The sequence below is a fragment of the Kiloniella antarctica genome (assembly GCF_042682825.1).
Taxonomy (GTDB): Bacteria; Pseudomonadota; Alphaproteobacteria; order Kiloniellales; family Kiloniellaceae; genus Kiloniella; species Kiloniella antarctica.
This window is the reverse complement of the sequence record NZ_JBHUII010000011.1, coordinates 347,927-361,281: the sequence shown is the minus strand read 5'-3', so window position 1 is coordinate 361,281 and position 13,355 is coordinate 347,927. Positions and strand designations below refer to the sequence as shown.

The following is a 13,355-nucleotide window of genomic DNA, read 5'->3' as shown; positions in this document are numbered from 1 at the left end:
ATTATTGAAAAGGAAGGGCTTTTGCACGCCTATTTTTCAATTTCAAGTCCAAACCACTTGTCGCGAACCTTGCTATAGTCTTCTGTTGGATCAAACAGGTTAACAGAAAGCCCCATATGTTGAGCTGTCATTTGCCCCATAGAGCTTAGAACCTGATATGTTGCAACAACTTCATCTCGTTGAGCCCGAACGAGATTAACTTGTGCATCAAGAAGCTCTTGTTCTGCATCAAGAACATCAAGAACTGTTCGTTCTCCAACTTCTTCTTCTTGTCGAACCCCCTCCAAAGCAATCTCGGTCGCATTAACAGAGGCAATAAAGGATTTAATTTGTGCACGTGTGCTTACTAAATTTTCCCATGCAGAAGTACTCTGTTGCTCTACAGACCTTGTTTGTTCAACAATTTGGATTCTGCGTTGGTTCGCATTTTGTTTTGCCTGACGAACACGACTACTAACCAGACCTTGTTGGTATAACGGCACAACCAGTTGGGCAATAACTTCACCAGAAGTACTATCAATATCCTTACCTGAGGTTTCATCTGATCGGCTCACACTGCCAACGAGAGAAAGCTCAGGATAAAGTTCACCCGTTATTTCGCGAACTTCATTTTTGGATGCGAGCTCATTATATTGTGCAGCCAATAAAGATGGATTGTTTTCTTTTGCTGCAGATAGAAGCTCTCCTTCTGAAGCAGGCAACACACTATATGGATCTGGCTGTTCAAGAAAGCTTGATTCGACACCAATAACTTCTTCATAAACGGCCTTGGCCGTATTTAAATTTCCCTCAGAAGCAATACGTTGCGCGGTCGCTGTTGAAAGCCTTGATTCAGACTGCGCCACATCAGTACGGGTTAGCTCACCGACTTCGTAACGATCTTTGGTCGCTTCCAACTGACGTGCAAGAACTTTTTCATTGTTTATATTCAATTCGAGGATAGCTTGCTCACGCCATACATTTGCATAAGACGTCACTGCCTGTAGCAAAATATCCTGCTCAACCGATGTTACTGTAGCTCGTTGCGCCAAGACCAAATTTTCAGCCAGCTCTGTAGCAGCTTCCGTTCTCCCGCCACGATACAAAGACTGTTTGACTTGCAAAGTCGCATTCAAAGGCTGGGTATTAACATCAGTACTCGACGTTGGAGTATCAGTATCCGTCCGGCGAACTCCGGCAGAAGTTGAAAGAGTAACCTCTGGGCGCCAGTTGGATAAAGCTTGCGGTACGCCTTCATTTACAGATTTTAAGCCAGTTTGCGCACTTGAAAGTGTTGGATTGGTTTCATAAGCCTGTACAAGAGCCTCATTTAATGTCTGAGCAGATGCATTGCTGACAATACCACCACAAGCAACGAGACCAATAAAAGCGCTTCTCGCCAAGAGGTTTCTTTTGGTGTTCTTAGAGTAAAAAATCATATCTTTTCCAATGTAAACCTAAACCGGATAAACAGAAACCGGCTCCAACTATTCAAAATTAGAATTGCCCCAATTATTATGTGCCATTAACAAACAACACTCAAAGCGCACCTAAAAATTAAGCGTTAAAAATCAAACGCTTAAAATCCACACAGAGGACTTATACCAGAAACTTAAAACTGGCGCTTAAAGCGCCAGTTAAGAAAGTAGTCAACAAAAAAGTTATAGCAAGTTTTTTGCTAAATAGAAATTTTAAAAACTAAAGCCTTCTTCAAGTGCAAAACCGGGTAGTAAAGGCGTATTCGCATCAAATACAATCCGACCTGAGACATTACCAGCATGTTTTTCCATAAGAGTTACACGCCCTAAAAACTGCTTATCACGGGCGTTAACATCCTGAACAACTGCGACGAGACGCCCCTTCTCTGCAAGTTGCTCAATTAAAGAGCCCGGTATTTCAGAAACAGCACCACCAAAGAAAATTAGATCATATGGCGCTTGCTTGGGATAGCCTTCACTCAGGCTTGCTTTTACAGCAACTGCGTTCTCAACGGATTGAGATGAAAATAATTCGTTCATCTTCGTAACAAGATCATCTTCATCTTCAAGAGCCACAACAGCATTTACAAGCTTAGACAAAACGGTCGCCGCATAACCTGTTCCAGCTCCAACAACCAAAGCTGTTTCATTTTCTTGAGGGTCAAGCACCTGAAGCATACGACCAAGAACCATCGGTTCCATAAGATAACGACCATGACTGAGTGCAAGATCTTCATCCACATAGGCGATATTTTTCGATATTTCTGGTACGTACTCTTCGCGAGCAACACTCTCAAAGGCATTAAGGATACCTGAATGCGTAACCTTATTGGTACGCAACTGGCAGTTTACCATGTTTAGACGAGCTTGTTCAAAGTTGATCATAGTTTGCAAGACCGATTATTAAATAAGAATTTGGGGGATCATACCCAAGACAACTCGGGCTTTCCAGATAAAGTATCTATTTTGAGCATTTTATTTATCATTTCAAATCTCTCTAGACAAAAAATTAACTAAAACGGATCGGGATTTTGGAATCGAGATTGAGCACTTGACCTCTTCTTTCACTCCCACTATACACTGCGGCACTGCCTACGAATTATATTCGTCCGGATGGCCCGGTGGCAGAGTGGTTATGCAGAGGACTGCAAATCCTTGTACGTCGGTTCGATTCCGGCCCGGGCCTCCAAATTCACATTTCATCTCTTTTTAAAATCACTCAACTCTTGCAACGCTGCTAATTTATAAACCCGGATTACCGATTTCCTGTATCGAGTTGATCAGATTAATTATTTCCGTATTTATATCCACATATCTGACACAATGGTACTATGTGTCGATATAAATCATGTTCATTAAAGAATAATATAAACAAATAATGAGAACACCCAGAGATTCTCTAAAGCTTACTCCTCATCCCTATTTCTTTCATACTTTATAAGAATCTAAATCTTATAAGATGTCGTGAATCGGTAAAGAACATGTCCATTCAAACCATTGAAATCAAAAGAACAAAAAAAATATTAAAAAAATACATAAAAGCCATTGCCAGGTTATAAGACCGCTGTTATAACCCATCCCAACGCCGAAGAACACGGCGTAAAACACTGATCCGCGATAGCTCAGTTGGTAGAGCAGGTGACTGTTAATCACCTTGTCGCAGGTTCGAGTCCTGCTCGCGGAGCCATTACGAAAACCCTGGTTGAAGATTTTCAATCAGGGTTTTTCTTTATCTAAGATAAATTCAGATAAATGATCGAAACCAAACATTTCAATTTTGCAATTCTCTTATCAGTTAGATAGACTTACCGTTCGTTAACTATATTTTCCAAAGCCCCTGTGGGTGCAAGAGATATGCTATTTAAAAAATCGATTACTGCCGCCATATTTATTGGCCTGCTCCCTTTCTATTCCCTCCACGCGCAAGCGAATGGTATAGAGTACGCGCGTGCGGCTCAAGAAGCTCAAGATTTTGGCAATCGAGAATTGGCGATCAAGTACTACACGAATGCACTTGATGAAGGAGACCTGTCTGCCAAGCATCAAGCTTATGTGTATAATAATATGGGTATTCTTTATCAGGAACTTGGAAATACAGAAGACGCAGAAAGTCATTTTAAAAATTCTGTTCAACTATTGCCAACCTATAGTGATGCCTACTTCAACTTATCCAGTTTACATTCCTCCCAACAAAGATATGAAGATGCTCTTGGGTTGCTGAACGCTGCTCTGATTGAATTACCAGAAGATGCTGAGTTAATCTTGCAACGCGGTATTATCTACCGCGAACTCAATGAAATTGAAGCGGCTTTACAAGATGTATCTCAAGCAGTTCTCATCAATCCTTCTTTGGGTGCAAAGCTCATCAATCAAGACAACGTCTATATCGACAACTACATAGAAACCGCAACCATTGATAACTTTATCTCCATTTTATCAGAAGAACCTGCATCACTTGACGGCTATCTACATCGCGCTAAATCGTATTTGAGTGCGGGTTTCTTTGATCAAGCCCTTATTGACGCCGAGTACGTTATTGAACTAGAACCAAAATCATTTAAAGCTTACGAAGCAAAAGCAATCATTTTGTATAGTCAGGGTGCTTATGACAAGTCGATTAGGGCTTTTGATAACGCCCTTCACTTTGCACCCAACAACTCTGAAATATTTTACAATAGAGGAAAGCTCTATAAAAGCTTAGGCGACAATAATAATGCCCTATTCGATTTTCAAATGGCGTTTAGTATTAATCGATCAGAGAAAAAATATAGAAAAGAGCTTAGGGAATTGGGTCTAATTAAATAATTGATAAAAAAATTATTAATTATTTAAACAGCTTAAGAATACGTCTTTGTTGCGTAACATTAAGAGTTGGCCAAATCTTATCCATATTTTCTTTGGCTTCAGTTGCGCCTGATAAGTAGGCCCGACCATACCAGATATATGCCGCCTCGTTGGGAGCCAAGTCTGACGTCGACTTCGGCATCATGCCCTGAACATACATCCAGGCAAGCAACTCCATCGCTTCTTTATCACCAGATTCTGCTTGTTTAGTCAGACTATTAAGATCCTGCTTATAAAGTCTGCCCTCTTTAATATTCTTTGCAGCCCCAATTTTGTTCTCAAGTATAATGGCAGCCTTAAGCATCCGTTCCGCTTCAGCTCTTTTCCCTGACGCAATATTATCTCGATGGCTGGAGAACGAATCTCCTACTTTGATTTCTTTTGGAAGGCTTTCACACCATGATGGTGGCGTATAGTCCGCGCCACATTGATCCCAATGTTGTAGCCGTGCAGCATCTTGCCAGTTCTTTGAAGAATCCGACGTTTCACTCGCATGTGCACCCTCCGCCAGATTCGCAAAAAGAATCGAAACGGATAGCGCACCAACAACCAGATGCTTTATAGAAGACAACTTTAACATGGTAATTACCTTATCAATGCAAACCTAAGATAATGTAAAGACCCCTTATCGATCAAATAAATTCAATTTAAAAGCCTAATGATCGCTAATTACTTCCGATTTTATACTTCTGACCGTACACTGACGTTCAGGGACGGCTTATAAAGCTTGGAAATATCGGACAGATATATGAAGGACGACAAAAAGACCCCACTAGAACGCGTAAATCAGATATGGCTTGATGAAGGTATCTCGCTGCACCGTAAATATTTAGATGGGCGTACTGGTGGCATCCGCTTGTTTTTATCGTTTAAAAATGCGCAAAAACTAAACTTTTCAAATCAAATCTTAGATACGACAGAAATGGTTGGGGCAGAACTCTCAAAAGCAAATTTCAACAATTCGAGCCTAGCACGGTCAAATTTGTTCGGCGCAGACCTTACTGGCGCTGAGATGCAAGGGTGCTCTTTAACCAAAAGTGATCTTAGAGGTGCTTGCCTGGAAGACGCCAACTTAGAAGGCGCATCATTAACATCTGCAGACATCAGAAATGGATTTATTCTTCTTCGAAAACCCGATGGCACCTATGAACCAGTAAAAAAAGACGAAGCAACAAGTTTTGATGGAATCAATTTAAAAGGTGCCGATTTAAGTGATGCCAAACTCGGACGGGTTATTGGCAGAAGAACTAACCTCACAAATGTAAACTTTAAAAATGCTGATCTCACCGGCGCTGTTATGGCCAATTCGGATGTTAGCGGATCTATATTTACAGGCGCAGACCTTACCAATGCTGATTTTAGCGGGTGCGTATTTCACGGTGCCAACTTAAGCGGTGCTCTCCTCAATAACACCAATCTTGAAGGCGCAGATCTCACCGCGGCTCATTTCAACAATAACGATCTTCATTACGCCAGTACCCTAGACGCACACCTTCCCAAAAGCGTAGAAACGCTCGATAGAACCTTAATAATAATTCTCGAAGATCATATGTCCTGGATTAATTCTTTAGGTAGAAAAGGTCGCCAGGCCAATCTCTCTCAATATGACCTTCAAGCAACCGATTTTGCCGGAATAAATCTACAAGCTGCAGAACTTTCGTTTTCCAATCTTTCGAATTGTACTTTTCTTGCCAGCCGTTTGAATATGGCCAACATGACAAACGTCATGGCCCTTAATACTGATTACAGTGATGCTGATATGCGTGGGGCAAAACTTGAAAATGCAAATTTAACAGGTGCCAGTCTAAGGCATTGTCGTCTTTCCCCCATGACGATCTTGGGGACACAAGGAAATAAAGTGAATGCAAATCTAAAGAACTGTTGCTTGGATCAAACTGACCTAGAAAATGCGGACTTGAGCCATGCCGACTTAACAGGGGCAAAAGTACGTCTGGCCAGTCTATCTAATGCCAATCTGTCACACGCAAAATGCGTTGATGTTGACTTCACTGGCGCAGACCTTAGAAGCGCCAATCTCGAAGGAGCAGACCTACGTGGTAGTAAGGGTTTAATTTTGTCGTGAAAATAAATTAAACACTTTTTATTTGTTATTAAATTATTTTCACAGTATTTTCACTGCAATTCTTGTATTTTATTTAGCGAGACACTAATTTCAAATCATGAGAAAAAATCAAAACGTAATTGGTGACTTAAATAATCTTGGAAAGATTGAGGTCATTGAAAAATCCACTCCTTTCAAGGGGTACTTTCAGGTCGATACCTATCGTTTTCGCCACAGCCTTTTTGAAGGCGGATTATCACAAGAAATCACTCGTGAAATATTTGAACGAGGACACGCCGCCGCTGTACTACTTTTTGATGCCAAAACGGATGAAGTTATACTCATCGAACAATTTAGACCGGGCGCATACGCAGCAGGTATGGCGCCTTGGTTAATTGAGGTCGTCGCAGGCATTATTGAACCCGACGAAAATGCCGAAGACTTAGCACAACGTGAGGCAATGGAAGAATCCGGCTGTAAAATTGGAAGGTTAGAGAAAATTGGCACCTTTTTAATGACCCCGGGTGGAAGCTCGGAAACTATTGCGCTTTTTTGTGGCGAAATTCTTAGCCAGGAAATCAAGGATACTTATGGATTGGATCATGAGGGGGAAGATATTCGCACCCACAGGATTAAGGCATCGGAATCCTATAAACTCATGAATACAGGAAAAGTAACAAACGCCATTACGGCCATTGCTCTTCAATGGTTAGAGTTGAATAATGAGCGTATAAGAACTAAATGGTTATCAGACTAAATTAGGCACCAGACTTTCTACTATATTTAACAGTTAACACCTATGGACGACGAACATGGATATTCGCGACGGTTTTATTGACAGCATTGGCAACACCCCTCTTATTCGCCTTAAGCGAGCTTCAGAGGAAACTGGTTGTGAAATCCTTGGAAAAGCTGAATTTCTCAATCCTGGGGGGTCTGTTAAAGACCGTGCAGCTTGGGCAATCGTAAAAGATGCTGAAGAAAAAGGTATCCTAAAGCCGGGCGGTGTGATTGTCGAAGGCACCGCTGGTAACACAGGTATCGGGCTTGCTCTAGTTGCCCGTGCACGTGGATATCGCTGTGCCATTGTCATTCCTGAAACCCAATCCCAGGAAAAGAAAGATATGCTTCGTCTTTGTGGAGCAGAACTTTATGAAGTGCCTGCAGCTCCCTATAAAGACCCCAATAACTATGTTCATTATTCCCAGAGATTAGCTCAAGAACTCGCCGGGCAAGAGCTAAACGGCGTCATCTGGGCCAACCAGTTTGATAATATTGCCAATCGTCAGGGGCACATTGAAACCACCGCACAGGAAATCTGGAAACAAACGGACGGCAAAGTTGACGGTTACGTCTGCGCTGTTGGCACAGGCGGAACCTTGGCTGGCGTATCAATGGGCTTGAAAGAGCACAACAAGAACATCCAAATTGGCTTGGCTGATCCCCACGGCGCAGCTTTGTACAGTTATTACAAACACGGAGAGTTAAAATCCGAAGGATCTTCTATCACCGAAGGTATCGGGCAAGGACGTATCACAGCTAACCTGAAAGGCGCCGTTATTGACGAAGCATTTCGCATTAGTGACGAAGTTGCTATTCCCTTGGTCTTCAACCTATTTGAAGAAGAAGCATTATGTCTAGGAGGTTCCAGCGGAGTGAATATTGCCGGGGCAATTGAACTCGCTAAACAAATGGGCCCTGGTCATACTATAGTGACCATGTTGTGCGATTCAGGAACACGCTACACCAGTAAAATGTATAACTCAGAGTTTTTAAAGGAACGTGGCTTACCTGTTCCAAAGTGGGTTTCATAAAAAAAAGAAAACCAGCTAGATTCCTGCTTTAATTTCTTTAGAAGGCTGCTTTTGAGCAGCCTTTTATTGTAAGGAGACAAAGTTTTCAAATAATTGAAGCCTTATCACTATAACAATAGGAATCTCCGTGATAGCTTTGACTTTCGACATTGATATTTCCCACTTATTCCTTTTCTAACGTTTGTTTCGATCGAGGTTTTTCTATGGATTTACTTTTTTACAAAGACGCTTACCAAAAATCATGCGAAGCCGTAATCACCTTTGCACAAAACGGATCCATTCGACTTGATCAAACCATTTTCTATCCAACCGGTGGGGGACAGCCCGGCGACAGCGGTTGGATAGAACTTGAAAATGGTGACAAAATTTTGATTACCGAAGCGAGAAAAGGCGAAAGTCACGAAGATATAGTTCTGCATCTTGAAGAAGGCCCTCCTCTTCCCGCTGTTGGCGTAAAAGTTATTGTACACCTCGATTGGGAACGCCGTTATGGGCACATGAGAATCCATAGCTGTCTTCACCTTCTTTGCGCATCAGTTGTTGGTGATGTCACGGGTGGGCAGATTTCTGCTGCAAAAGGGCGTCTTGATTTTAATTTACCAGATACAGCAATTGATAAAATTGCTCTGGAGGATAAAATTAATCAACTCATAGAAGAAGATCACCCCATCACGATGGATTGGATCTCCGATGAAGAGCTGGACAACAACCCCTCAATGATTCGCACGATGTCAGTAAAACCTCCACGAGGTTCGGGGAAAATACGGCTGGTTAAAATTGGGGAGAACGTCGATCTTCAACCTTGCGGGGGAACCCATGTGAAGTCCACAGGTGAAATTGGTAAAATAAAAATAGGTAAGGTTGAAAACAAAGGCAAACAAAACCGACGTATAAACCTCACATTTGCAGATTAGAAGCAGGGAATTCGGCTTATGAGTAATGGATTAAACTCACTGGTTTCAACCCAATGGTTGGCTGATCATTTATCAGCACCCGATGTTCGCGTTGTTGACGGGACATACTATCTCCCCAATGAAAATAAAAATGCTCGGGAAATTTATGAAACACAACACATAAAAAATGCCGTCTTTTTTGATATCGACGATATCTGTGATGAGACAAATCCACTCCCTCATATGATTCCATCCGAGATAAAGTTTGCATCACGCGTGCGAAAACTTGGCTTAGGTGACGGGAATCGGATTATTGTTTATGATCAAAGAGGTCTGTTTAGTGCAGCCCGCGTCTGGTGGATGTTTAAGCTGTTTGGCCATAAAGACGTAGCTGTTCTTGACGGTGGCCTCCCTAAATGGCTTGAAGAAGGCCGTCCCGTTGATGACAACAAAGTCTATCCCGGAGAACGCCACTTCACGCCCCGCTTTAACAGCTTTCTCGTTCGGGATAAGGGACAATTGATCAAAAATCTGGAAACGAAAAAAGAACAGGTTTTGGACGCCCGTGCTGCTGGACGTTTTTCAGGGCAAACACCAGAACCAAGAACAACACTTCGTTCGGGTCATATTCCAGGAAGTTTAAGCCTCCCCTTTACTGAACTTCACACTGAAGAGGGTCTCCTGAAATCCACAAAAGATTTACGCACCTTGTTCGAACAAGCAGGGGTTGATTACTCCAGCCCCGTTGTGACCTCTTGCGGGTCAGGCGTAACAGCGGCTGTGTTAAGTCTTGGACTTGAATTATCTGGCCACAAAAATACTTCTCTTTATGATGGTTCCTGGACCGAATGGGGACAAGAAGGGGAAACTCCTGTAGAAACAGGCTCCTAAAATATTCCATCTATTAACATCCCGACTTAAAGTAACTCGCATTGTTTCAAGATTTTTTCTTTGAAGCAAAAGAGAAATCTTTACGGCAATTACAATGGGTAAAACAATTACAACACCTATCAAAGATAACGCGCGAAACGGAAACTCTAAATCAACAAACATGAACGCCCGTTTTGTTTCCGGAAGCATCTTAAAACACGTTATCTACATGACAGGCGCAACTTCGGTTGGCCTGATGTCAATATTCTTTGTTGAACTGGTTGATATGTACTTTATCAGCCTACTTGGCGAAGAAGTTCTAGCTGCTGCAATCGGGTTTTCTGGCGCTATTACCTTTTTCGTTTTCTCGATTAGTATTGGCCTTTCAATTGGCCTAGCCGCAGTCGTTTCTCGTACGATTGGTGAAGGTAAAGGAGATCAGGCAAAAAGTGTTATTTTTAACGGTCTGCTCATTTCCTTTCTCCTTATGACTTTAATTGCCATCCCGGTGTTCATTTACACTCGCGAGCTCTTAAGCCTGGTGGGAGCAGAAGGTAAAACCCTCGACTACGCCGTTAAATACATGCATATCGCAGTTCTGTCTTTACCTGTGATATCTATCGGGATGTCAATGGGAGCAGTTTTACGAGCTGTTGGGGCAGCCAAAGAATCTATGATCTCGACGATCATTGCAGGTATCGTAAATGTAATTCTTGATCCAATATTTATATTCACCCTAGATTTACATATCGAAGGTGCCGCATATGCAACCCTAGCCGCACGCTTAACAATGGCTCTAGTCGCAGCAATCATTCTTGCACGTCATATGGGCATATCCGTATTCCGTCCTCAAGGTGGTTTGTTTGAGGATGTTAACTCTATTTCCAAGATTGCCATTCCTGCAGCGCTAACAAGTTTAGCGACCCCGTTTGCAAACTCTTACATAACAGTTGCTGTCGCCAATTATGGCGCAGATGCCATCGCAGGGCTTGCCATCATCAGTCGCATCACCCCCTTTGCCTTTGCTGCAGTATTTGCTCTTTCAGCTGCCTTGGGCCCGATTGTCGGACAGAATATTGGTGCCGGCCTGAATATAAGGGTAAAAGAAGCTCTCACCAGCTCTCTATTCGTTATTTTTGCCGTGGTTTGTGCAACTTCACTTATCATGACATTCACAGCAGATTTCATCGTATATTTATTTAATGCAACAGGACAAAGCGCTGATCTATTGATCTTTTTCTGTGTGTTTACGTCTTGGAGCTTTATTTTTACTGGAGCTCAATTTATAGCCAATGCCGCTTTTAACAACATGAACAGAGCCACTTGGTCCACCTTTGCTAATTGGAGCAAGGCAACAATTGGTACCATTCCATTTATTTGGATTGGTGGAAATCTCGCAGGCGCAAAAGGAATAATGGCAGGACAAGCCATTGGATCAATAATTTTTGGTATCCTATCAATTATCGTTGCTTATTATATTGTGGATCGTCCGACAAAGAGTGTTGGACCACGTTATTTTGGTGCTATGCTTCCTGCTGTTCTTTCTCAATTTGGATGGCAGCGTTTCCTCGAAGAACGTTGGAATGCTGATCCAAGAAATCAAAAAGATTGAAAAGTAAGGTGAAAAATCATAATCGTTCAAAGGGGCGGAGTACGTAAAAATGCCAAAAAAAATTGATGATGATACCACATCTTCTGATGGTAAACTGAGCGTAACAATAACATCACTCGAAATGTTCTCGCGTCCCTCAAATTTGATTCTTCATTCGCCCCATGGTCATCAAACCTCCCTTATCAGAGCATATGACCCAACGGTCTCTTTCTATCGATACCTATACAATACAGTCGGCGCTCCTTGGTTATGGTGGGAACGCAGATCGATGCCTGATAAAGATTTACTCAATATAATTAAGGATCAAGCCGTAGAAATTTATGTTCTTTACTTTGATGGCGTCCCTGCCGGTTTTGCAGAACTTGATCGGCGGAAACATCCTGTTATTGAACTCGCTTATCTCGGACTAATACCTGAATTTGTTGGATGTAAATTAGGCCCCTACCTATTGTCATCGATGATCGATATCGCCTGGAGTTATGAGCCGCAACGCCTTAGCGTCAATACCTGTACTCTTGATCACCCTAAAGCCTTGGGGCTTTATCAAAAATGTGGTTTTACTGTGTATGATCAAAGCGCGAAACGCATTGATGATCCCAGACTGAATTCTGTACACCCATTTAACTCTGAAAATTTAAAAACCCAGTAAGATTCGTGTTCAAAGTATCGTAATTAGTTCCTTTTTAGAACGCTTTGATTATAAACAGGCTCATTCAAAAGAAACGATATTGGGTTTCGTGCAATCGGAAAATCACTATCAACGCCAAAATGTCTCTCGTAAATTTCACCGTAGTTACCATAAGATTTAAGAACCCGATAGGCCCATTGCTTATCTAATCCAAGGGATACGGCCTGATCTTCTTTTAAACCCAGAAGAAGTTGTACGGCCTTATTCGTACTGGTGGATGCAATATAATCAATATTAGTAGAATTTATATTTTGAATTTCAGCTTCGAGTAAGGCATATCCAAAAGCACTTGTCACATTGATCCATTCCGGGTCGCTCGCTAAGACCACAATGCCGAGTTTTGGGTTGGTAGTCGCTGAATCAATAATTTCCGCCAAGGGATAATATTTTTGTATTTTTCCATGAAATTGAAGTAATTGAATACGAGGAAGAGCAACGGCTCTACACTTATGATTTAACGCCATTTCCAATAAATCATCAGGAGTCTTATAACTCGCCACGCTGAAACTCGTTTGTTTTTTTTGCCCAAAGACAGCCAGCCCTTGATTGTTTATCTGGTTATTAAGCGTACATACACGTTGACCACTTAGTCTTTGAGGGGCTTTTCCACCTGTGAGATTGAGAACTTTCACATCATTTATCAATAACGGCGCTGATAAAACCGTTATTTGGTGTGAAACATCTCCACGGCTTCCCGACAGCATCACCAAATCAACGCTGTTATTGTTTAGGAAGCTTTCTGTTTTACCCGGAGGTATATAAATTACTTTGTTTGCGTTTTTATCCCTAAAAAGTGCAAGGGTTATGGCTTCACAGTATTCTCTGGCAGCGTTTTCGAGGGGGGGGTTCTCAGATAAAAACGATGTTGTTTTCTCGATACCACAACGCAGATATCCCCGATCTTCAATTGAATCACGAACAGATCCCGCCAAGGCTTGCTCAACAGAAAAAAAGAACAAAAGTAGCGTACAATACGCCTTCCCAAACCGGCCAATCGCAAACAACATGATGTCCTTAAATAATCCCTAGCTAACAAAATTAGGTAACGTAGAGTACCAACGCCTTCTCTACTTTGTATAATTTCATACAATGTTCAAACAAAAAAAGCGGCTGCA

Annotated in this window: 12 protein-coding genes and 2 tRNA genes; 10 read left to right on the top strand and 4 right to left on the bottom strand. The window is 42.0% G+C overall.

Annotated elements, in window-relative coordinates:
* Positions 1-29: 29 nt before the first annotated feature.
* Together ACFSKO_RS17720 and ACFSKO_RS17715 are read right to left on the bottom strand one after the other, a co-directional pair.
* Positions 30-1,418 carry a TolC family outer membrane protein gene (locus tag ACFSKO_RS17720; protein ID WP_380254105.1) on the bottom strand — a complete coding sequence of 463 codons (1,389 nt, stop codon included), beginning with the start codon at positions 1,416-1,418 and terminating at the stop codon, positions 30-32.
* 252 nt (positions 1,419-1,670) lie between these two features.
* Complete coding sequence (locus ACFSKO_RS17715) at positions 1,671-2,342, bottom strand: protein-L-isoaspartate O-methyltransferase family protein (protein ID WP_380254103.1); 672 nt, start codon at positions 2,340-2,342, stop codon at positions 1,671-1,673.
* 230 nt (positions 2,343-2,572) lie between these two features.
* Between ACFSKO_RS17715 and ACFSKO_RS17710 the strand changes: the two genes are divergently transcribed.
* From ACFSKO_RS17710 to ACFSKO_RS17700, 3 genes are all read left to right on the top strand, one after another.
* Positions 2,573-2,646: transfer RNA gene (locus ACFSKO_RS17710), tRNA-Cys, on the top strand.
* A 422-nt stretch (positions 2,647-3,068) separates the two neighbouring features.
* Positions 3,069-3,144: transfer RNA gene (locus ACFSKO_RS17705), tRNA-Asn, on the top strand.
* 167 nt (positions 3,145-3,311) lie between these two features.
* Entirely contained in the window at positions 3,312-4,262 is a 951-nt protein-coding gene (locus ACFSKO_RS17700) for a tetratricopeptide repeat protein (protein WP_380254101.1), read from the top strand.
* A gap of 19 nt (positions 4,263-4,281) precedes the next feature.
* Here the strand turns inward: ACFSKO_RS17700 and ACFSKO_RS17695 are convergent, their stop codons facing one another.
* The gene (locus ACFSKO_RS17695; protein ID WP_380254099.1) at positions 4,282-4,881 is read right to left on the bottom strand and encodes an SEL1-like repeat protein; all 600 of its coding nucleotides are present in this window, start codon (positions 4,879-4,881) and stop codon (positions 4,282-4,284) included.
* A 168-nt stretch (positions 4,882-5,049) separates the two neighbouring features.
* Between ACFSKO_RS17695 and ACFSKO_RS17690 the strand changes: the two genes are divergently transcribed.
* From ACFSKO_RS17690 to ACFSKO_RS17660, 7 genes are all read left to right on the top strand, one after another.
* Positions 5,050-6,384, top strand: a complete 1,335-nt coding sequence (locus ACFSKO_RS17690; RefSeq protein ID WP_380254097.1) for a pentapeptide repeat-containing protein — start codon at positions 5,050-5,052, stop codon at positions 6,382-6,384.
* A 97-nt stretch (positions 6,385-6,481) separates the two neighbouring features.
* Entirely contained in the window at positions 6,482-7,120 is a 639-nt protein-coding gene (locus ACFSKO_RS17685; RefSeq protein WP_380254095.1) for an NUDIX domain-containing protein, read from the top strand.
* A 55-nt stretch (positions 7,121-7,175) separates the two neighbouring features.
* Positions 7,176-8,177, top strand: coding sequence for a cysteine synthase A (locus tag ACFSKO_RS17680; RefSeq protein ID WP_380254093.1), 1,002 nt, complete (start codon positions 7,176-7,178; stop codon positions 8,175-8,177).
* A 203-nt stretch (positions 8,178-8,380) separates the two neighbouring features.
* Positions 8,381-9,091 (top strand): alanyl-tRNA editing protein, encoded by a 711-nt coding sequence (locus tag ACFSKO_RS17675; RefSeq protein ID WP_380254091.1) that lies wholly within the window; start codon positions 8,381-8,383, stop codon positions 9,089-9,091.
* A gap of 18 nt (positions 9,092-9,109) precedes the next feature.
* The gene (sseA, locus tag ACFSKO_RS17670; RefSeq protein ID WP_380254089.1) at positions 9,110-9,961 is read left to right on the top strand and encodes a 3-mercaptopyruvate sulfurtransferase; all 852 of its coding nucleotides are present in this window, start codon (positions 9,110-9,112) and stop codon (positions 9,959-9,961) included.
* Between the two features lie 94 nt (positions 9,962-10,055).
* Positions 10,056-11,552 (top strand): MATE family efflux transporter, encoded by a 1,497-nt coding sequence (locus tag ACFSKO_RS17665; RefSeq protein WP_380254087.1) that lies wholly within the window; start codon positions 10,056-10,058, stop codon positions 11,550-11,552.
* 49 nt (positions 11,553-11,601) lie between these two features.
* A complete protein-coding gene (locus ACFSKO_RS17660) occupies positions 11,602-12,201 on the top strand; it encodes a GNAT family N-acetyltransferase (protein ID WP_380254085.1) in 600 nt (199 codons plus the stop codon).
* Positions 12,202-12,224: 23 nt separating this feature from the next.
* Here ACFSKO_RS17660 and ACFSKO_RS17655 read toward each other — a convergent pair whose 3' ends face one another.
* Positions 12,225-13,247: a type 2 periplasmic-binding domain-containing protein gene (locus tag ACFSKO_RS17655; RefSeq protein WP_380254083.1), complete on the bottom strand. Its 1,023-nt coding sequence runs from the start codon at positions 13,245-13,247 to the stop codon at positions 12,225-12,227.
* Positions 13,248-13,355 lie beyond the last annotated feature (108 nt).